General features: G+C 39.5%; 19 protein-coding genes. 11 read left to right on the top strand and 8 right to left on the bottom strand.

Translation table 11 applies throughout. From position 1 onward, the window contains the following. Window positions 1–22 precede the first annotated feature (22 nt). Together B4B65_RS01185 and B4B65_RS01180 are read right to left on the bottom strand one after the other, a co-directional pair. Complete coding sequence (locus tag B4B65_RS01185; RefSeq protein WP_293912630.1) at window positions 23–532, bottom strand: YdeI/OmpD-associated family protein; 510 nt, start codon at window positions 530–532, stop codon at window positions 23–25. Between the two features lie 71 nt (window positions 533–603). After that, window positions 604–2136: a SulP family inorganic anion transporter gene (locus B4B65_RS01180; RefSeq protein WP_293912628.1), complete on the bottom strand. Its 1533-nt coding sequence runs from the start codon at window positions 2134–2136 to the stop codon at window positions 604–606. A gap of 162 nt (window positions 2137–2298) precedes the next feature. Here B4B65_RS01180 and B4B65_RS01175 point away from each other — a divergent pair, with 162 nt between their 5' ends. From B4B65_RS01175 to B4B65_RS01165, 3 genes are all read left to right on the top strand, one after another. Continuing rightward, window positions 2299–2844 carry a lipocalin family protein gene (locus B4B65_RS01175; RefSeq protein WP_293912626.1) on the top strand — a complete coding sequence of 182 codons (546 nt, stop codon included), beginning with the start codon at window positions 2299–2301 and terminating at the stop codon, window positions 2842–2844. A 102-nt stretch (window positions 2845–2946) separates the two neighbouring features. Continuing rightward, the gene (locus tag B4B65_RS01170; RefSeq protein ID WP_293912624.1) at window positions 2947–3195 is read left to right on the top strand and encodes a DUF7218 family protein; all 249 of its coding nucleotides are present in this window, start codon (window positions 2947–2949) and stop codon (window positions 3193–3195) included. An 89-nt stretch (window positions 3196–3284) separates the two neighbouring features. Further along, window positions 3285–4334 carry a DNA topoisomerase IB gene (locus tag B4B65_RS01165; protein WP_293912622.1) on the top strand — a complete coding sequence of 350 codons (1050 nt, stop codon included), beginning with the start codon at window positions 3285–3287 and terminating at the stop codon, window positions 4332–4334. A 121-nt stretch (window positions 4335–4455) separates the two neighbouring features. Here B4B65_RS01165 and B4B65_RS01160 read toward each other — a convergent pair whose 3' ends face one another. Then, window positions 4456–4959 carry an RNA polymerase sigma factor gene (locus B4B65_RS01160; RefSeq protein WP_236582350.1) on the bottom strand — a complete coding sequence of 168 codons (504 nt, stop codon included), beginning with the start codon at window positions 4957–4959 and terminating at the stop codon, window positions 4456–4458. Between the two features lie 399 nt (window positions 4960–5358). On the opposite strand from B4B65_RS01160, the gene B4B65_RS01155 reads away from it, so the two are divergent. Then, a complete protein-coding gene (locus B4B65_RS01155) occupies window positions 5359–6114 on the top strand; it encodes a Ku protein (protein WP_293912619.1) in 756 nt (251 codons plus the stop codon). Here the strand turns inward: B4B65_RS01155 and ligD are convergent. From ligD to B4B65_RS01135, 4 genes are all read right to left on the bottom strand, one after another. Then, window positions 6111–8591 (bottom strand): DNA ligase D, encoded by a 2481-nt coding sequence (gene ligD / locus B4B65_RS01150; RefSeq protein ID WP_293912617.1) that lies wholly within the window; start codon window positions 8589–8591, stop codon window positions 6111–6113. The genes B4B65_RS01155 and ligD overlap by 4 nt on opposite strands. Window positions 8592–8634: 43 nt before the next feature. After that, window positions 8635–9222 carry a DUF4142 domain-containing protein gene (locus B4B65_RS01145; RefSeq protein ID WP_293912615.1) on the bottom strand — a complete coding sequence of 196 codons (588 nt, stop codon included), beginning with the start codon at window positions 9220–9222 and terminating at the stop codon, window positions 8635–8637. Window positions 9223–9338: 116 nt separating this feature from the next. Beyond that, window positions 9339–9722: a nuclear transport factor 2 family protein gene (locus B4B65_RS01140; RefSeq protein WP_201681156.1), complete on the bottom strand. Its 384-nt coding sequence runs from the start codon at window positions 9720–9722 to the stop codon at window positions 9339–9341. After that, entirely contained in the window at window positions 9722–10195 is a 474-nt protein-coding gene (locus B4B65_RS01135; protein WP_201681155.1) for a DUF4293 domain-containing protein, read from the bottom strand. The genes B4B65_RS01140 and B4B65_RS01135 overlap by 1 nt, the downstream gene beginning before the upstream one ends. 253 nt (window positions 10196–10448) lie before the next feature. Here B4B65_RS01135 and truA point away from each other — a divergent pair, with 253 nt between their 5' ends. Together truA and B4B65_RS01125 are read left to right on the top strand one after the other, a co-directional pair. Beyond that, entirely contained in the window at window positions 10449–11222 is a 774-nt protein-coding gene (gene truA / locus B4B65_RS01130) for a tRNA pseudouridine(38-40) synthase TruA (protein WP_201681154.1), read from the top strand. Between the two features lie 62 nt (window positions 11223–11284). Then, the gene (locus B4B65_RS01125) at window positions 11285–12994 is read left to right on the top strand and encodes an ABC transporter ATP-binding protein (RefSeq protein WP_293912611.1); all 1710 of its coding nucleotides are present in this window, start codon (window positions 11285–11287) and stop codon (window positions 12992–12994) included. Between the two features lie 87 nt (window positions 12995–13081). Here B4B65_RS01125 and B4B65_RS01120 read toward each other — a convergent pair whose 3' ends face one another. Then, complete coding sequence (locus B4B65_RS01120; RefSeq protein ID WP_293912609.1) at window positions 13082–15220, bottom strand: M3 family metallopeptidase; 2139 nt, start codon at window positions 15218–15220, stop codon at window positions 13082–13084. Window positions 15221–15382: 162 nt separating this feature from the next. Here B4B65_RS01120 and B4B65_RS01115 point away from each other — a divergent pair, with 162 nt between their 5' ends. The 5 genes from B4B65_RS01115 to B4B65_RS01095 all read left to right on the top strand — a co-directional run bounded on the left by B4B65_RS01115 (window position 15383) and on the right by B4B65_RS01095 (window position 20274). Beyond that, window positions 15383–16489, top strand: coding sequence for a DUF4407 domain-containing protein (locus tag B4B65_RS01115; RefSeq protein WP_201681152.1), 1107 nt, complete (start codon window positions 15383–15385; stop codon window positions 16487–16489). Window positions 16490–16681: 192 nt separating this feature from the next. Continuing rightward, window positions 16682–17425, top strand: a complete 744-nt coding sequence (locus B4B65_RS01110; RefSeq protein WP_201681151.1) for an aspartate/glutamate racemase family protein — start codon at window positions 16682–16684, stop codon at window positions 17423–17425. A 110-nt stretch (window positions 17426–17535) separates the two neighbouring features. Next, the gene (locus tag B4B65_RS01105; protein ID WP_201681150.1) at window positions 17536–17871 is read left to right on the top strand and encodes a TM2 domain-containing protein; all 336 of its coding nucleotides are present in this window, start codon (window positions 17536–17538) and stop codon (window positions 17869–17871) included. A gap of 162 nt (window positions 17872–18033) precedes the next feature. Continuing rightward, complete coding sequence (locus tag B4B65_RS01100) at window positions 18034–18747, top strand: pirin family protein (RefSeq protein WP_293912606.1); 714 nt, start codon at window positions 18034–18036, stop codon at window positions 18745–18747. Between the two features lie 105 nt (window positions 18748–18852). Beyond that, on the top strand, window positions 18853–20274 hold the full coding sequence (locus tag B4B65_RS01095; RefSeq protein ID WP_201681148.1) for an aldehyde dehydrogenase family protein: 1422 nt from the start codon (window positions 18853–18855) through the stop codon (window positions 20272–20274). Window positions 20275–20328: the final 54 nt, after the last annotated feature.

Below are 20328 nucleotides of genomic sequence, written 5' to 3'. Positions count from 1 at the left end.
AATCCGCTTTTCTATGGTCAATCTATAGCAGGCTGTCAGCATCCTTTTTCATATTAATGGGCTCCCGACCGATAAATCTTTCTTTTCCTAACAAAAAGTTTATCGCTTTTCCGACATTCCGTACAATACTATCTTCCTGCTTTAAATGAGATATATAACGGATAATCTCCAATTGCAGGGATGGAGTTAGAGTCTGAAAAACAGCCTCTGCTTCTGAATTTTGCGCTAAAGCTTTTGCCAGAAGTGGATGTATCTGGATTTCAGGTTTATCAGCATTAAATGCTAACGTAAAGTCAGCCGTATCTCCAACAGTTTTTCCTGCAGCTTTGAGCATAGGGCCATTGATGTACAGGCGCCATTCGCCTGCATACTTAACTAATGTCTGGGTAAAAGCAATCCCATCAATGGTTAACGATACAGGAATTTTTCCTTTATGCTGACCGGCTGCTGTTATCAGTTCCCGCAAAACAAGTTCAGGAACAAACACAAATGGATTAATACCTATTTTATCAATGACCGCAATAAAGCCCATTGTCTTACCTGTTTTAGAATTTCAATTCTTAAAGATAAATAAACGAATAAGGGGATCAAAAATAAATACGTCTATTCGGGCATCACTTTATATGTAGGATCATCTTCTACATTCACCTCAATGAGACCAGCCGCATCCGCAAGCAGTTTACGGGAATCCGCACTCAGGTGCCGTAATATGACACGTTTCCCATTCTCCGCGTATTTCGATGTCAGTTTATGTACTGCGTCAATAGCAGTCATATCGACCAACCGGCTTTCCTTAAAATCGATAATAATCTGATCCGGGTCTTCAGCCACATCAAATTTTTCTGTAAAATGAGTGGCTGATCCAAAGAAAAGCGGACCATTTATTTCATAAATCTTATTACCTTCCGCATCTATACTCTTCCGGGCGCGAATCCTTTTGGCATTGTCCCAGGCAAACACCAGAGCCGATATTACAACGCCCACCAAAACGGCCAAAGCCAGATTGTGTAGCAGCACGGTTATAGCAGCTACCAGTATGCCCACAAAAATATCCGATTTAGGCATTTTATTCACAAGCCGTACCGAAACCCACTGAAAGGTACCTATAGAAACCATTATCATCACGCCTACCAAAGCGGCCATGGGAATACGTTCAATAACAGGACTGCCAATCAGAATAATAAGCAATATAGTCAATGCTCCTATTATGGCTGAAAGCCTGGCTCTGGAACCGGCATTCAGATTTACCAAAGTCTGAGCGACCATGGCGCAACCGCCCATTCCTCCAAAGAAACCATTCACTACATTCGCCGTACCCTGTGCCATCACTTCCCGGTTTGAGTTTCCTTTTGTATTGGTGATTTCATCCACCATTGAAAGCGTCAGCAAGGATTCAATCAGTCCTACTCCTGCCATAACCAGTGCATAGGGAAATACGAGCTGTAAGGTATCCCATGTCATCGGAACAGTTGGTATATGAAAAACAGGAAGGGATCCGCTCACGGATGCGATATCAGATACAGTCTTTGTCTCTATACCTCCGGCAAGCACGATCACGAAGATGACCATAATTGCCACCAATGAAGCTGGGATCGTACGGGTCACTTTAGGAAAGAAATATACGATCAACATCGTCAGTACTGTCAGTCCGACCATAATATAAAGAGCAGATCCGGACAACCAGTGACTAACCCCATTCTCCACCACCTTAAACTGATGTATTTGTGCCATAAATATAATGATAGCCAGACCATTCAGAAAACCATACATTACTGGTTGTGGAATAAGTCTTACAAACTTACCCCAGCGGAATAGCCCTACTAAAAATTGAAGTACACCCGCCAGAATGATCGCAGCAAACAAATATTCCACACCATGTGTTGCCGCCAAAGCAATCAGCACCACCACTGTTGCTCCCGCTCCACCGGAAACCATTCCGGGCCGCCCACCTAGCACAGCTGTAATCAGTCCCATCAGAAATGCAGCATATAAGCCTGTAAGCGGGCTCAATCCAGCCAGAATAGCAAAGGATAAAGATTCCGGAATCATAGTCATAGCGACAGTAAGACCTGCAAGGATCTCAATCCTATAGTTGACCTTTTGCTTAAAATCGAAGAAGGGGAGAAAAGAATTCATATATGAGTGCAAATATAAGGCTTATACTCCGAAACCTCCATCGTGTATTATGGCAGTAAATAAGAAGGATTCCGTAAATTGCACAAGCGATAGGAATTACTGTTTTTCAGGAAAACCAGTTTACATTATCAGTTGTTATCTTATAAAACACTTACCATACATATGAAAAATAAATACTCTTATAATTGCCTGTTAATCATCTGCGCCCTTATTTCCTTTTTGTTCATCCAATGCCAGACCATTCCCGAAAATGTGAAAGCTGTAGAAAATTTTGATCAAAGCCGTTATCTTGGTAAATGGTACGAAATAGCTAGGTTTGATTTTAAATTCGAGAAAAATCTTAAAAATACAACGGCCACTTATTCGCTCCATAAAGATGGTTCTATAAAAGTCGTGAATACAGGTTTTGATACTGTGGAACGTAAACAAAAGGAAGCTATTGGAAAAGCTAAGTTTGTAGACGAACCTACTAAGGGAATGCTAAAAGTCTCTTTTTTTGGCCCGTTTTACTCAGGATACAATGTCATAGCTCTTGATTCCGCATATCGATATGCGCTGATAGCCGGCAAAAATCTTGACTACCTGTGGATCCTCTCACGGACCCCCACTCTTCCTGATCAGATTAAAAGAGAATATCTGATCAAAGCCAGAGAAGCAGGCTATGACCTGAACAAATTGATCTGGGTACAGCAAGATTCTGCGAAGTAAAAATACGTGAAAACACAAGAATAATACCTGTTCGTTATTATCTCCTAAACAAACATCGGGGCTTGCCGTTATAGATTTATAGTTTTCCTTAATGTATCAATCATGAGCAAAGATCACGGAAATCAAATCAAGGATGATGAAAAATACGAAGCTCTGCGCCATAAAGGCATGAGTAAAGAAAAAGCAGCACGTATTGCCAATACGCCTGATGCCAGCCGGAAGGGTGGAAAAAGTAGTGATCTTGATGACCGCAAAAAATCTCAGCTTTTGGCTGAAGCCAAAAAAATTGGAATAAAAGGAAGACATAGCATGAATAAAAGCAAACTTATTGATGCTATAAGAAATCATTGAAATCGATCAATTACAATAACACAACAGTAACCTTGACCCTGCATTTTTAAAAGATGTGGGGTCTTATTTTTCAAAGCTGTAATTTATTTATGAAGACCTCAGCCCCCTTGCCACATGCGGCACTAGATATCAAGCTTAGATATGTATCCGATAAGCAGCCCGGATATACCCGAAAAGAGAAAAACGGAAAATTCGTTTACTTTTCAGATAAAGGTAAAATAGCTGACAAGAAGGTATTAGACCGTATCCGGGCATTAGTACTTCCTCCTGCATGGCAACAGGTTTGGATCTGCACTCAGGCAAACGGACACATACAGGCCACGGGTATAGATGCTCGCGGCCGTAAGCAATATCGCTATCACAATGACTGGTCTGCCTTCAGAAATCTGAAAAAATTTGATCGCCTGGAAGGGTTTGCAAGAAAACTGAAACTTTTGAGAGTTCAGTTAAAGAAAGATCTGAGACGCAAGAAACTCACAAAAGAGAAAGTATGTGCCATAGCTGTAAACATCATGAGTCACACTTACATCAGAGCAGGCAATAAAGCTTACGAGCAGGAGTATGGATCATTTGGGTTGACAACACTGAAAAACAAACATATTAAAATCGAAAGCAACAAAGTTTTTTTCAAATTCAAAGGAAAGAAAGGTGTGGTCCAACAAGTGTATCTCAAAGAACCTAAACTGGTAAAAATGTTGAAAAACATTAAAGATATACCCGGTCAGGAACTCTTTCAATATTATAACAAGAATGGTGAAATTGTACGGTTAGACTCGGGTGATATCAACTCCTATCTGAAAGAATCCATGAAGGACGATTACACGTGCAAAGATTTCAGAACATGGGCGGGATGTACGCTCGCATTAATGATCATGGCCGGGATACCAGTTGCTGAAACCGAAACAGAACGCAAAAAAAATCTGCTTCATATTATAGACGAGGTCGCTTCAAAATTAGGAAATACACGAACTGTCACGCGGAACTATTATATTCATCCTGAATTACAAAATCAATATCTGGATCAGCGTCTGACACCTGTACTCAATCGTATAGTAAAGAAAAACACAGACAAGTTCACGCTCACAGAAATTGCCGAAAAATCCTTTTTAAAGTTTCTTTTATCGCTTCCTTCGGCATAGGTTTTACGAAGACATATCTCATTTGTGATCTGGAGGATAGATCAGCAAAAAAAATCCCTCAAGCTAAAGACTGTAAACAGCCAGTGCCTGAGGGAAAAGAAAAATGGTATAATTATATATATTATTGATAAACGGCTAAAACATTCTTCAATTTTTTTCTTGCCATATGAATCCGCGTTTTGACCGTCCCCACAGGCAAATTCAGATGTTCTGCAATCTCGTAGTATTTATATCCTTCAAAATACATAGTGAAAGGTACATAACAGCCTTTATCCAGTTCGGAAAGGGCTTGCTGAATATCGTCCATTACAAATTTATTCTCTCCCCAGTTATGAACAGCTGAAAAATACATCTGTGAAGAACTCACCTCTTCCTCGGTTGTAATGAATGACTGTGTTTTAGAAACTCTGCGATAACCGTTTATGAAGGTATTCTTCATAATAGTGTATAACCAACCTTTAAGATTAGTTCCCTCTTTAAAATTTTGAAAGTAGGTCACAGCTTTGAGAAACGTCTCCTGAAGAAGATCGTTGATTTCTTCATTATCTTTTGTAAAGCGTTTTGCAAAGCTCCGGAGTTCATTTGTTTGCTCCATAACCTGAGTATTAAATTCGTTTCTAGTCATAATAGTAGATTTTTTATTTCCGCTTTGAAGCATATTACCGTTAACTCTATTTTGTTGAATCATCGCAAGACATTATTCAAAGGCCATGCTAAAACAAGTGGTTTTTTTCTTTCAAAAAGCGTATAAATACCTATAAACTTTTGGTTAAACAAACGCCCTTCTCCATAGAGTTAAAAAAGCCCAATTATCAGCAAGGCAGATACGTATTTATACGCGTATTTAACCCCGATGAAATTGAAAATTTTGGACTCTGAAACATAGAGAAGAATTTGGTACAGGCGTATACAGCTCTAAATGTCTATTTAATAATACAAAACAGTCTTTTAGACTTCTCTTCAAAACATTAAAAATCAACCGCATACACCGAAACCTTCTATCCATTACATTGTTTATATGAGTATGAGAGCAATTTGGACAGGAGCAATAGGCTTTGGACTAGTAAATATTCCGGTTAAGATATACAGTGCCACGCAAAGCAGTTCACTGGATCTGGATATGTTAGATCGGAAAGACAAGTCAAACATTAAGTACAAAAGGGTGAATGAGAAGACTGGTAAAGAAGTCGCCTGGGAAAATATCGTCAAAGGATATATGCTGAAAGACAAATATGTAGTTCTTGAAGAGGCGGACTTTGAGGATGCAAGTCCTGAAAAAAATAAAATGATCAATCTCCAGTCCTTTGTTAAACTGGAAGAAATAGATAGTATCTATTTTGATACTCCCTATTATTTAGAGCCGCAGAAGGGAGGAGATAAAGCCTATCAATTGCTTTTGAAAGGATTAGAAAAAAGCAAAACTGCTGGTTTAGGTTCCTTTGTTATGCGTAATATTGAGAATCTGGTCATTATAAAACCCTACCAAAATATGCTGTTGCTCAATAAACTTCGATTTGAAGAAGAAATCCGCTCCCCTGAAGAATTAAAAATTCCGGGAACTTCCAGAATCAAAAAAGAAGAAATGGATATGGCCTTACAACTTATCAAACAACATAGCCATAGCTTTGATATCTCCGGATATAAAAATGAATATACGCGAGATCTGCTTAAAATCATCAAACAGAAAGACAAAGGCAAAAGGGCCACTATCCGAAAGATGACTGTAGAAAATACAAAAGCAGCAGATCTGTTGGCTCAGCTGAAAGCAAGTTTAGCTTAAAATTTCTCTAATGCTTTTTTGATATCGGCAGGATGTTCAAAAATATCCTTCCATGGATCTTCTCTCTTTTCAAGACGATCAGTAATAGAAGTTATATTAAATTGTTTTATATCCAGCCCTTCCTTTACTTCTTTCCAATGTAAAGGCGTACTGATAGTAGCTCCTGGCTTGGGGCGGACGGAGTAAGGCGATGCAATAGTCTGTCCCCTCCGGTTCTGCAGATAATCCAGATATATGAGTCCCTTTCTTTTCTGTGGATCCCTGATCAGACTCGTTGTGTCCGGATGTTCTTCATAAATCATCTCTGCGATAAACTGTATAAAATCACGAACTACATCATAGGTATATTTTCTGTTTACATAAATATATATATGCAATCCTGTAGATCCGGAAGTCTTAATATAATCTGTCACACCTGCCTGTTTAAAGAGACGATGAGCCGTTCTGGCGACATCAATCAAGACCTCAAAATCAGCGCCGTTGGGATCCAGATCCAACACGGCAAAGTCCGGGTATTCTTTCTTTTGATAGGTAGACAGCCAGGGATTAATTTCGATAGATCCTAAATTCGCAATGTAAAGCAGCGTTGCCTTATTATTACAGATCAGATAATCGATATTCTTATCTGTACTTTCAGAATACATGGAAACAGTGCGCAACCAACCCGGAATCTGCTTTACGTCCACATCCTTTTGAAAAAAACTCTTTTCTTCTATCCCATTTGGAAAACGGTGCATGGAGATCGGTTTATCTTTGAGATAGGGTAACAGAAGATCTCCAAATTTCTCGTAATATGCTAACAATTGTCCCTTAGTATATCCATCCGATGGCCAATATACCTTGTCCAGATTAGTAAGCTTTACCTGATGACGATCAACTGTAACCACCTTATCTTTCACCAGCTCTTCTTCAGGGTGCTCTACTTGTACATCCTTCACATTCTTATCCATACGCAACCCTTTAAAAACAGGATGACGAAGATGATTGTCTGCTGTCCATTCTGAATAATAGACTTCGCATACCAAATCAGGCTTCACCCAGGTCACCTCCTTTTCTTTTGCTACAATGACTTTCGGGTCAAAAGGTTTTCCTGATTTCCTGTTATCTTTTAGTTTATCAAAAACATCTTTTAAAAGATCCTCTGTAAATCCTGTTCCGCAGTTTCCAAGGTAAATCCATTGCTCCTTTTCGTAATATCCTAACACTAAAGCCCCAAAAAAGGAACGGCTACCCTGAGGCTTTGTATATCCGCAGATCACTGCTTCCTGAGTTTTCCGGAACTTTACTTTAAGCCACTGGCTACTTCGTTTACCGGCATGGTATAAACTCTCTGTATCTTTTGCTATGACTCCTTCCCAACCCTGCTTTTCAGCCTGTTTCCTGATTTTTGATACCGTTCCTGTCAAAGCTTCAACAGGCGTTATTACAGATTTTTTCACTCCTTTTAATAACAATTGAAGCAGATCCTTTCGCTCCTTCAATGGATATTGACTCAGATCATTTTCATCCAGACTTAGCAGATCAAAAATATAATACCGAATTACGAGAGAAGGTGGCAAAGGCTCTCCACTCTGCAAAAGCTGGAACTGAGCTTTCCCGTTTTTATCTTCTATAACAACTTCTCCGTCCAGCCAGACATCACGTTCGAGAGACGACACCGCTTTGACGATACTCGGGAATAGCTTATTCATCTGTTTTCCATTACGAGAATACAAAATAACGTTTTTAGAGGTCTTAACAGCGATTATCCGGAAGCCATCGTATTTTTTTTCATACAACCAGCCCTCTTCATCTGGTAAATCTGTAGTGAGTCGGGTTAACATGGGAAGAGGTTCCAGCAGTTCAACCTTTACATTTTTAGCAGGTGAAGGAGACAATTTTGATTTCTCTTTTGATGTCTTTGCAGGCTTCTTTTTATACTGTTCTCCTTGATCCTTAATCTTCTTACTGACATAGTCTTCAGCATTGTACGGTTTATCTACGGCGAATTTATCTTTGTGTTTGATCAACAGCCACGATTTACCATCTCCATCTTTTATACGTACTAGGGCAAACTCTCCTTTTAGTATTTTTCCATGAAGAATAAATTTAACTGAACCTTGCTCTACATCATCCAACAGACTTTTCTCTTTGCCATTCTCCAACGGCTGAAAATAGCCTTCGTCAAATATAGAAACAGTCCCGGCGCCGTAGTTTCCTTTAGGAATCTCTCCTTCAAAGCTGGCATAATCAACAGGATGATCTTCCACCTGCACCGCAAGTCTCTTATCCTGCGGAAAAAGAGAAGGACCTTTCGGCACTGCCCAGCTTTTGAGCACTCCCCCCATCTCCAGACGAAAGTCATAATGCAGACGACTTGCATGATGACGCTGCACAACAAATCGTAGTTTAGCCGGTTTATGCGAACTTGTGGCTCCTTTTGGTTCCGAAGTTTCCTTGAAATTGCGCTTCTTATGGTATTGCCCTAATTTATCCATAATCCTATACTTTCTATATAAACATCAGGATATTAACAAAGGTTTACAGCCTACTTATCATTCTGTCTCTGAAGTAGACACGCTCTATAATTCTCGCTTTGGATAGCTGAGCATATAAGTTAGGAAGAACGGAAGACGCCACATTCCTTATTTCGGAATTATTGGCATCCGATACAGCCTGTTCAAAAAGAGGAATGCTACGTTCATAATCTTCAATGACCATTTTTATAAATCTATAATCAAAGTCCGTATTCTTTTCTTCTTTCAAATCGGAGACTTGCTGTGCATCGATAGCATTCATAACCGCCGGAATAGCGACATTTAAATTGTCTCCTAAAGCCATAATCTGTTCTACATCTTTCGTATGGCATTCTTTTAAAGCCAATGCAAGATTGCGGATAGAATCTGAACTGGTCATCCGCAAGGCTTGTTCTGAAGCATTTTTTAGTTTAAGACCGCTTTCCACGGTTTTTATAAAAAAGCGTTCGGCATCAAAATAAATATTGTAATCCAATATCGAAGCTGATACTACGGAATCTGTGAGTGGCGCATTTTTAATAGATGTAGGTTTCTGGCAACTGCTTAAGTTCCATGTGACTGCAGCCAGAAGAATATATAGGTAAGCTTTCATGATCCTGTGTTGTATAATTACTATAATTACACACAGGAGCCACAAGTGTTGAGGGGAAAAACACCTTAAAAAAAAGAATAATACCTGTTGAATAAGATTAAATGCGCAATTGGGAATTAGCTTATATCTGTAAGGCTGATAATCTTATCTGTTCCGAACCGGAATACTGAACGGCCCTTCATGCTGATTACTTGTCCGCGTTCATAACCATTAGGCAGATCTACAGCTAATTTAGCTGAATAATCGATTTCAATTTCGGTCTCTTCGGGAGAATGACGAACAGCCAAAATTTCCTGTTTGCGTTCCGAAAACAACTCTGCCGCCTGTACGGCCTGATCCCAGAATGCACGGCGACCTAATAAAGATAAGTTGATCTCACCATCAGTAATATTAACAAAACGTATTTCATCATCCAGATCCGTAAGCATACCTGCTATATCGAGCTGATTATAGGCTTCAACATAATTGCGGATCAGTTTTTCTCGCTGGGTATAGTCCATTAACGTAATCTTTCTGCTGATTTTATCAGGCGTTCATCTTTACGTATACCACCGAAAGCGAGAGATAGAAACACAATAGCTACAGGGAATAAGAAAAACCCGACGCCAATATTACTTGCGGAAAGATATTGGGATGTTTTAGACAAAATATCTCCGGAAAAAGAATAAAGCCAGAAAAAGAATAGAACAAGCAAAACAATCTGTAATAAAATCAGTTTGATCTGCATCTTACGATCTTTAAATTTAAAGATGATATATACCGGGATCAAACCCAAAACGACTGTAGCTATACTCTGCAGAATAAAAGACTCTTCTTTTACAGATTCACCATTAACAGCCGTATAAGATCCTGACACTAATAATTTTCTGCCTATTCCCGCTACATCAATATATTGCAGATAGGGAAACAGAAACAATGCGAAAATAGTCACTCCCGCTAATAATAACCAAACCGTTTGAATACGCTGTATCATAAGATTATTTTATTGTAACAAAACAAACTTAGATAAATTTGCTTTTATATGCAATATTATTGACTGTATATAAAACTAATTTATCGGTTTCTCCTTTGCCGTTAAGCCGTAATTTTTTAAGAGAAAATATACTGTCATCTCCACAAGTGAATGTATGACAGTTACTATGTTTTATTAACAATGCTAATGTCAAATTGTTGCGTCAAAAATTGAAGTTGAATTATAAAATCATCCAAATCACTACATTTGCAAAGTGGAACTAAAAACGAAACGTTTCTTTCTGGAGATAGCCTATCAGGGCACCGCATATCATGGTTGGCAAATCCAGCATAACGCTGTTTCTGTACAGGAAAAGTTAAATGATGTACTTAAAACCTTACTTCGTAAGGACATTGAAACAATAGGTGCAGGCCGGACAGATACAGGAGTACACGCGAGGCAGTTATTTGTTCACTTTGATGCCCTGGCGGAAGGTCTGCTATTACAGCCCGATAAATTTGTGCATTCTCTCAATGCTCTTTTACCTCATGATATAGCAGTATACAGCCTTTTACCGGTAGATGACGAAGCTCATGCCCGTTTTGATGCAACTTCAAGATCTTATGAATATCATCTGCATTTCAAAAAAGATCCGTTCCTGTTACATGCTTCCTGGTTGACAAGAGATATTCCGGATGTAGCAAAGATGAATGAGGCCTGTCAGTATCTTCTGGGAAGACAGGATTTCGAGTGTTTCAGTAAATCCAACACACAGGTTTTTACCAATTTTTGTGATATATCAAGAGCTGAATGGTTATGGAAGACCGATGACCATCTTGTTTTTCATATTTCTGCAGACCGGTTCCTAAGAAATATGGTCAGAGCAATTGTCGGAACCTTATTAGAAATCGGACTGAAAGGAAAAGAACCTGTCTATATAAAGGAAGTCATAGCGAGCAAGAGCCGTTCAAAGGCCGGAACATCTGTTCCAGCGCACGGATTATATTTAACGGAAGTGGTTTATCCTTATATTAGTAAACGTAAATAGAATAAGCAGTGAGTGATCAAAAGATAACAGGAAAAACATACGACAGTAAGCTATTAAAGCGCATGATCAAATACATGCGCCCCTATCAGACAGTATTCTGGATTTCGGTCGTATTGACTATTTTGCTTGCTGCTGTAGCGCCCGCACTTCCCTTGCTGATCGAGCATACATTAGACAAATATATCCTCACAGACGATGCCTCAGGTCTTAATAATATGCTGATTGCCATGTTGGGACTTCTCGTTCTGCAAACTATCATAAGGTATTTTCATACGTTAATGACGAATACACTTGGACAGTCTGTCATCAGAGATATACGTATTGAAGTATTTAATCACATCACTAATCTCAGACTCAAATACTTTGATAATACCCCTATCGGAAGACTTATCACGCGTACAATATCCGATCTGGAAACGATATCCAATATCTTTTCCGAAGGACTTATACAAATTATAGGTGACTTGCTGCAACTACTGGTGATACTCATAGTCATGTTCTATACCGACTGGAAGCTGACGCTTATTGTTCTCATCCCAATGCCTCTGATGGTAGCAGCGACCTATATTTTTAAAGAAGCAATGAAATCTGCTTTTCAGGATGTACGGAAGTGGGTGGCTAATCTAAATACATTTTTGCAGGAGCATATCTCCGGAATGGGTATTATTCAATACTTTGCCCGGGAAAAACAAGAGTTACATAAGTTTAAAGACATCAACTCCCACCACCGGAATGCGCATATCCGTGCCAACTGGTACTTTTCTATATTTTTCCCGGTATTAGAACTGATCATGGCCATAGCACTCGGTCTTCTGGTCTGGTTCGGATCCAAACAGATTATCGCAGATGTAATATCTCCCGGAGTAGTGGTGGCATTTATCATGTACATAAATATGATATTCAGGCCGATACGAGAGCTTATAGATAAATTCAACACCTTACAAATGGGGATGGTGAGTGCTGAAAGGATCTTCGATGTACTGGATACAGATGAAGCGACTCCCAATTCGGGTACGCTTAAACCGGAAAATGTCAAAGGAGAAATAGAATTTAAAAATGTGTGGTTTGCCTACAATGATGAAAACTGGGTACTAAAAGATGTAAGCTTCAAAGTGCAGCCGGGAGAAACACTTGCTCTTGTAGGTGCTACAGGTGCCGGTAAATCCTCTACCATCAATATTCTGAGCCGTTTTTATGAAATCAATAAAGGGCAGATCCTTCTGGACGGGATAGATATCCGGGAATATGAACTCAATTATCTGCGTAAGACTATAGCTACTGTTCTTCAGGATGTTTTTCTATTCTCCGACTCCATCAGAAAAAATATCAATCTGAATGAAGATCGCATTTCGGAAGACAAAATAATCGATGCTGCAAGACAAGTCGGAGCTTATGATTTTATTCAACGTCTACCCGGAGGGTTCGACTACGAGGTGATGGAGCGCGGAGCAACATTGTCAGCCGGTCAGGCACAACTTATTTCTTTTATCCGGGCACTGGTACACGATCCTAAAATCCTGATACTGGATGAAGCTACATCTTCTGTAGATACCGAAACAGAAGAACTTATCCAGTCTGCCATTGACAACCTGATGAAAGGAAGAACCGCCATTGTCATCGCGCACAGACTGTCCACAATTCAGAAAGCAGACAAAATTATTGTTCTTGATAAAGGAGAGATTAAAGAAGTCGGCAACCATCACGAATTACTCGCTATAGACGGTTATTATAAGAAACTGTACGACCTTCAATTTCATTCGGCCGGAATCTGATAACTTCAGATGTATTTACTGAAAATTTTATCCTAAACAAAAGCGGGGTTTTCTATATGAAAACCCCGCTTTTGTTTTGTTATGTGATTAGTTCAATCCTCTTTTCTTCATAAGATAAACCGGATTCGGATCCGCACCTCTGAATGTACGATACATTTGTGCCGGATTTCCTGTTCCTCCTCTTTCAAGAATATTTCTTCTGAAAGAAGCTGCAGTTCCCTGATCATACAAGCCTTTTTCTTTGAATGCTGCGAAAGCATCTGAATCCAGTACCTCAGACCAGATATAAGCGTAATAGCCTGCAGAATAGCCTCCTGAGAAAATATGCTCAAAATAGGTACTTCTATATCTCGGTATTATAGAGTTGATAAGTCCGATCTTGTTCATTGCTCCTTTCTCAAAAGCATTGATATCATCTTTGACAGGAGCTGTAATGGTGTGGTAATTCATATCCAGTAAGGACGCCGCCAAATATTCAACAGTAGCAAAGCCCTGATCAAATGTGCCTGCCTTTTGCATCTTGGAAATCAGCGAATCCGGAATTGCCTCTCCGGTTTTGTAATGTTTGGCATATACTTTCAATACCTCAGGATCTGCCGCCCAGTTTTCCATGATCTGCGAAGGAAGTTCCACGAAATCTCTTGGTACCGATGTACCGGCCAGACTTTTATATTTAACATTAGACAACAATCCATGCAAAGCATGTCCGAATTCGTGGAATAACGTTGTGGCTTCATCAAACGTAAGCAATGCTGGTTCATCACCTATCGGTTTAGTAAAATTACATACTATAGAAATAACAGGAGCGACACGCTTACCCTCTTTTCTATATTGTGAACGGTATGATGTCATCCATGCGCCTCCCTTTTTAGAAGCTCTCGGAAAGAAGTCGGCATACAACAGACCCAGATGTGAACCATCTTTATCCTTCACTTCATAGACTTCCACTTCAGGGTGATAGACCGGTATATTATTTAAAGCGACAAATGTCAGACCATATAATTTATTTGCAACAGAGAAAGCTCCTTCTCGTACAGATTGCAGACTTAGATAAGGCTTGATGTCCTCTTCATTCAACGCAAAACGTTTTTTACGGATAATTTCAGCATAGTATCTCCAGTCGTATGGTGCCACATTAAAGGTATCTTTTGCAGCAATAATTTCTTTCTGAATATCAGCAGCTTCTACTTTCGCTTTTGCCAAAGCCGGTGTCCACAACTTGTTCAATAAGTCATATACATTAGCCGGATTCTCCGCCATAGATTCTGACAATACATAAGCTGCATGATTTGCAAAGCCTAATAATTTGGCCTTTTCCAGACGCAGATTAGCGATTTTACGAACAATCTCTTTGTTGTCTGCATCATTTCCGTTATTTCCTCTCAGGCTATAAGCTTCCCAGATTTTCTTACGCAGATCTCTGTTCTTTGCATATTGCAGAAATGGCATAATAGACGGGTTTTTCAATGTGAATACCCATTTATCTTTCAATCCTTTTGCCTTAGCTACTTCCGCAGCTGCCGCTTTCAGATCAGCAGTAAGCCCTTCCAGATCCGCCTCTTTATCTACAACCAATTCGAATGCATTGGTTTCTTTTAATACGTTCTGTCCAAACTGAGTTGTCAATACAGACATCTCTGCATTTATTTTTTTCAGCTTTTCTTTGTCCTTATCCTTCAGACCCGCTCCCGAACGTATAAATCTTTTGTATGTTTCTTCCAGTAACTTGTTGTCTTCAGCATCAAGTCCCAGTGCCTGTTTCTTTTCCCATATGGTTTTGATTTTACCAAACAGGGTAGAATTTAAGGTAATCTCATCATTATGTGCAGACAATACAGGTGCCATATTCTTAGCTAAAGCCTGAATAGTATCGTTAGTATTCGCTAAATTAAGATTAGAAAATATAGTGGAAACCTGACTTAACAAACCTCCGGCATTTTCCAAAGCCAGAATAGTATTTGCAAAAGTTGGTTCATCCGTATTATTAACAATAGAGTCAATCTCCAGTTTATGTCGTTTTAATGCTTCGTCAAATGCAGGCTTAAAATGCTCATCTTTGATCTTGTCAAATGGAGGGACATTGAAAGGTGTATCATAGGCTAAAAGTAACGGGTTGGTCGTTTCTGTCTTCTGTTCATTATTACAACCGACCACAGTTGCCGCAATGATCATGAACATGGGCAAAAAGCTTTTTTTATTCATTTCTGTTTCTTGATTTGTTTTCAATGTTTTTTACAAAGTTAACAATTCCACCCGGAATGACTGCCTTTAGCATACACAAAGACTCTTTACTTTCAGAAATTTATCAGATTTTTGTAAAACAAATACATAGATGTAACTATTATCAAAATATTACGTCTATTAGCATAATAATTAGCAACTTAAAAGATGAATAGTGTATCTCGCTTCTTCTGGTACTGTGCAGGTGTACATCAGGACACGCTGGCCAAATATCCTGAAGAACATAATAAATATGTCAGCATTGGTGCTACGATATTTTTCACAGGGCTTTTTGCCGCTCTTTCCGGTGGATATGCATTATATTTTGTCTTTAGCGGTAATGACCTTTCCGTTGTATACGCCATAATCTTTGGACTTATATGGGGCCTGGCCATCTTTAATCTCGACCGTTACATCGTGCTGAGTATTGATAAAACTAAAGGAAGCGGCAAGCAATTTCTTCAGGCTTTCCCACGTATCTTACTGGCCATACTTGTCGGTGTTGTTATTTCCAGACCCCTCGAGTTAAAGATATTTGATAAAGAAATCCGCGAACATCTGCGAGGTTCATACCTGAGTCAGCAACGGGCAAAAATAGATACCCTCAATCAGACATTTGAGAATAAATATGCAACTGAATATGGGCAGCTCAACGGGTTAAAAAAACAGGCAGACTCATTAGACAGCAGCATAAAGTCAGATAAGCAAAAACTTAATTTTGAAATCTTTGGCAACAAAACAACAGAGACTTCCGGAGTCATGGGATACGGGCCTTATGCCAAAATGAAAGAAGCCCAGCTCAAAAAGCAGGAAATTTATCTCGATACACTCCGGACACGCATTCAACAAAAAGAAGTCGTACTCCTGGAACGAAAGTCATTTGAGGGAATCCTGGATCAGAAATTACTTTCGAATAAAAGTCTGGACAGTGCAGTCAATATAGCCGGATTTGCAGATCGTAATGCAGCGCTTGGCAATCTTAAGTTTAAAGCGGACGGCTCTGTTGATCAGGCTACAGAAAATGCCGTACTCTTTATTGCGCTTTTATTTATATTTTTTGAATGTCTGCCCGTATTTGTCAAACTCATGAGCGGACGTGATTCCTACGATCAGGCTTTATTAAGTCAGCGCGAAATCCACAACTATGAATCGCACACCAGTATCGCTGTGGAGAAAAGTGCTATTGATAATCTGGAAGGTTTCAGAACAGATGTATCCATCAAAAAACGTATGGATAAACTAAATAACGATTACCACGAAGAAAAAGAAGTATAAAAACTCCCAGATCTGCTTATTGACATACAGTAAAGGAAAGTATGTTAATAATGCTGTCTTTTCAGAATAAAATTCATATTCCTTTAACACATTTTTGCTTGCAGCACACACATATTGGCTTCATTTTTGGATAATTGATGTTACCGCACTTCGATCGGGAGTACGGATTAAATTAAGATTAGGAGGTAAAATATGATTGGAATCGTTGGAGGAGCCAGGCCACTTGCGGGACTGGAACTTATAAAAAAAATTATGGAAGAAACAATTGCACCAACAGACCAGGATCAGTTGCCTGTGCTCTTGTCTTCACAACCTCATCGTATCGCAGACCGTACTGCGTATTTACTTGATAATACACAGACAAATCCGGCATATGCCATAGCGGAGATTATACGTGAACTGGAACAATCCGGAGCTACTGTAGTTGGGATTCCTTGTCATACCGCACATGCTGTTCCCATATTTGATATCATCCGATATGAATTACAGAACAAAGAGCATAAAGTACGACTGCTGCATATGGTAGAAGAAACATCGGACTATATTGCAGCACATTTCACTGCACCTATAGTTGGCATTCTGACCACCACCGGCATCCGCAACACAGGACTTTATAATCACGTATTTGCAGCAAAAGGCTTGAAAGTTATTCAACCTCCTGAGGAATGGCAGGAGAAAATTCAGGCAGCAATACATGATGAGCAATACGGAATCAAAACCAACTCCTCTCCTGTTACAAACCGTGCAAAGGAAGAATTGATAGGGGCTATTCATGAACTTAAAAAAGAGGGGGCTACAGTTATTGTATTAGGGTGCACAGAATTATCCCAGGTCTTTCGTGAAAAAGAAATTTCAGGTATGCCTCTTGTGGATCCGAATCGGATTCTTGCACGTGCACTGATCCGGACAGTTGCTCCGCAAAAGCTTAAAGACTAAGTAATAAAATAAAAGTGGCATTATGTTGAAGATAACGCCACTTTTATTTTTTTTGCGCATTCTTACTAAAATTCTATATTTACGATTGAAAACATTATTAAGCTAAAAATATGGATGCACAAAGAGTGGACAGTTATTTAATAACTCAGGTCAAATTTTTCTCACCTCAACACCTTAATCTGTTGAGAGAGCAAATGTTACAAATGGATGAAAGTCGGTTTGTACAAATACAGATGCTGTCCTTCAACGATCCTATGATTACCCTGTTGATCTCGATCTTCGCAGGTTCATTCGGTATAGATCGTTTCATTATCGGAGATACAGGTCTTGGAATAGGAAAGTTATTGACTTGCGGTGGTCTGGGTATCTGGACAATCGTTGACTGGTTCCTGATTATGGATGCTACAAAAGAAAAAAACTTCAGAAAAATAGCAGCTTTGCTATAGATCAATAAGAACATAATCCGTACTGTATTTATAAAATATACCGTACGGATTTGCATACGACCTCTACCCAACAGGATCATCTGTCACTTTGACACCTCCCTGTCTGCTATTTTAGTTGGCACAAATATTGATGTTTAAACACGTAAATACAGGAGGTTAATCATGCAAAAAACAATCCATCGTGCAGAAAACCGTGGTCAGGCTGACTTCGGATGGTTAAAAAGCTATCATTCTTTTAGCTTCGGACAATATTACAATCCGGAGAATATTCATTTCGGCGCATTACGTGTGCTGAATGATGATCATGTAGCAGCAGGTCAGGGATTTGGCCGCCATCCGCATGACAATATGGAGATTGTAAGTATCCCGTTAGCAGGCACACTGGCCCACAGCGACAGTATGGGTCATGGAAAAGATATACAGACCGGAGATGTACAGATCATGAGTGCCGGCACAGGTATTCAGCATTCTGAATTCAACGGTAGTAAAACAGATGATGTAAAATTCTTACAGATCTGGATTATTCCTAAAGAGGCGGACATAGAGCCAAGATACGATCAGAAATCATATGCCCATCTTGATAAAGATAATAAATGGATCACGATTGTGTCGCCTGATGAAGCGGATGCAAATGCTGTATGGATAAATCAGGATTCCTGGTTCAATCTTGCTGATCTGAAAAAAGGAAATACTTTGGCCTATCCCTTACACAATCAGACAAATGGTATTTATCTCTTTGTGCTGGAAGGAAATGTTTCTGTGGCAGGAGAACAACTGAGCCGCAGAGATGCCATAGGAATACAAGATTCAGCCAACATCAGCATAGAAGCAGATACAGATGCACAACTTCTTCTGATAGAAGTGCCGATGTTTTAAAAAAACTGATCTCAAACACAGATAATTGAGGGTCTGACTTATCGTCGGACCCTTTTTATTAAAACTTTGTTTGGCTTTTCAGGTTGTATATAAAATAATCCTACTATGGCAGAAGCGACCCGTACACCTCTAGCACAAATATCTTCTCTCTATTCCAGACAATCGGACTACAAAGAAAAGGCCAGACAACTATCGGTAGAGCAACGCATTGCACTTCTTCGGGATTTGGGTAAAAAAATAGAAAACAGTCACGCTGCCATTAAGGAAGCACTATATCACGATTTCAGAAAGAATACCTTTGAAACAGATTACACTGAAATCTACGTTGTCGAATCTACTATAAGACATGTCTGCAGGAATCTAAAAAGATGGGCAAAAAACCGAAAGGTAAAAAATAATCTGATGTATATCACGACACGCTCCTATCTCCAGTACGAACCTAAGGGCAATTCTCTTATTATTACTCCCTGGAACTATCCGTTTCAGATTCCGTTGATGCAAACAATCAGCAGTATCGCTGCCGGAAATACCGTTATGCTGAAATTATCGGAATACGTTCCGCATACCAATGCAATAATAGAACAGATAATCAGCTCTGTATTTGAGCAGGAACACGTGGCTGTCACTAACGGACAAGCTGAAGAAACTACACATTTATTAAATCTGAAATTTGACCATATTCACTTTACTGGTTCACCACAGATAGGGAAGTTAGTTATGCAGGCAGCTTCAAAACATCTGTCTGATATCACTCTGGAATTAGGTGGAAAATCACCTGTCTTTATAAATCAAGATGTAAACCTCCGATTAGTAGTACGAAATCTGATATGGGGTAAATTCGTAAATGCAGGCCAAACCTGTATTGCACCGGACTATGCTCTCATAGACAATAAGGTGAAGGATACTTTTGAAAAAATAGTACAGGAAGAATTGTCAATGGCTTTCGGATCCTCAACCGATCAGTCGCCGGACCTGGCCCGTATCATTAATGACAGGCAATTTGACCGGTTGGAGCGCGCTCTCAAACAAGCACTGGAAGCAGGAGCCCGTGTACTGGCTGGTGGAGAAACGAATAAGACGTCCCGTTTTATTTCCCCCACCATATTGACAGATATCCCGGCAGACAGCAGTTTAATGACAGAAGAAATCTTTGGACCGATATTACCCGTTATTTACTACGACACTTTAAGTGAAGCTTTATCCCTTGTATCTCAAAAAGAGAAACCTCTGGCGCTCTATATCTTCAGCAGGGACCATCATTATACCGATACTATTCTCAGGAATACGACAGCAGGTTCTACGGCCGTAAATGATATGCTGATTCAGTATATGCATCCTCATCTTCCCTTTGGCGGAGTCAATCATTCGGGCATAGGCCAGTCTTTCGGACAATATGGTTTTAAATCCTTTTCTCACGAACGGACAGTAGTCTCCGGGAGCAGAAGCCTTCCGATATCGCAGGTTTTCTGGTATCCGTATACCGCCAAAACCGAAAAGCTGTTCAAGTTTATAAAACGCTTCCTGTAAACAAAAAAAGAGTTGTCAGAAATCTGACAACTCTTTTTCTATGTATAATGCGAT

It is taken from the genome of Sphingobacterium sp. UBA5789 (genome assembly GCF_002418355.1).
Taxonomy (GTDB): Bacteria; Bacteroidota; Bacteroidia; order Sphingobacteriales; family Sphingobacteriaceae; genus Sphingobacterium.
This window is presented reverse-complemented; position numbering and strand designations above follow the sequence as displayed.

Bases quoted from the DNA above. Each gene is read 5' to 3' on its own strand.
- B4B65_RS01125 (WP_293912611.1), top strand. From the start codon at position 11,285: ATGATCAAATACATGCGCCCCTATCAGACAGTATTCTGGATTTCGGTC.
- B4B65_RS01140 (WP_201681156.1), bottom strand. From the start codon at position 9,722: ATGGACTATACCCAGCGAGAAAAACTGATCCGCAATTATGTTGAAGCC.
- B4B65_RS01105 (WP_201681150.1), top strand. From the start codon at position 17,536: ATGGATGCACAAAGAGTGGACAGTTATTTAATAACTCAGGTCAAATTT.
- B4B65_RS01165 (WP_293912622.1), top strand. From the start codon at position 3,285: ATGAAGACCTCAGCCCCCTTGCCACATGCGGCACTAGATATCAAGCTT.
- B4B65_RS01170 (WP_293912624.1), top strand. From the start codon at position 2,947: ATGAGCAAAGATCACGGAAATCAAATCAAGGATGATGAAAAATACGAA.
- B4B65_RS01100 (WP_293912606.1), top strand. From the start codon at position 18,034: ATGCAAAAAACAATCCATCGTGCAGAAAACCGTGGTCAGGCTGACTTC.
- B4B65_RS01115 (WP_201681152.1), top strand. From the start codon at position 15,383: ATGAATAGTGTATCTCGCTTCTTCTGGTACTGTGCAGGTGTACATCAG.
- B4B65_RS01180 (WP_293912628.1), bottom strand. From the start codon at position 2,136: ATGAATTCTTTTCTCCCCTTCTTCGATTTTAAGCAAAAGGTCAACTAT.
- B4B65_RS01175 (WP_293912626.1), top strand. From the start codon at position 2,299: ATGAAAAATAAATACTCTTATAATTGCCTGTTAATCATCTGCGCCCTT.
- ligD (WP_293912617.1), bottom strand. From the start codon at position 8,591: ATGGATAAATTAGGGCAATACCATAAGAAGCGCAATTTCAAGGAAACT.
- B4B65_RS01145 (WP_293912615.1), bottom strand. From the start codon at position 9,222: ATGAAAGCTTACCTATATATTCTTCTGGCTGCAGTCACATGGAACTTA.
- B4B65_RS01095 (WP_201681148.1), top strand. From the start codon at position 18,853: ATGGCAGAAGCGACCCGTACACCTCTAGCACAAATATCTTCTCTCTAT.
- B4B65_RS01110 (WP_201681151.1), top strand. From the start codon at position 16,682: ATGATTGGAATCGTTGGAGGAGCCAGGCCACTTGCGGGACTGGAACTT.
- B4B65_RS01135 (WP_201681155.1), bottom strand. From the start codon at position 10,195: ATGATACAGCGTATTCAAACGGTTTGGTTATTATTAGCGGGAGTGACT.
- B4B65_RS01160 (WP_236582350.1), bottom strand. From the start codon at position 4,959: ATGACTAGAAACGAATTTAATACTCAGGTTATGGAGCAAACAAATGAA.
- B4B65_RS01185 (WP_293912630.1), bottom strand. From the start codon at position 532: ATGGGCTTTATTGCGGTCATTGATAAAATAGGTATTAATCCATTTGTG.
- B4B65_RS01155 (WP_293912619.1), top strand. From the start codon at position 5,359: ATGAGAGCAATTTGGACAGGAGCAATAGGCTTTGGACTAGTAAATATT.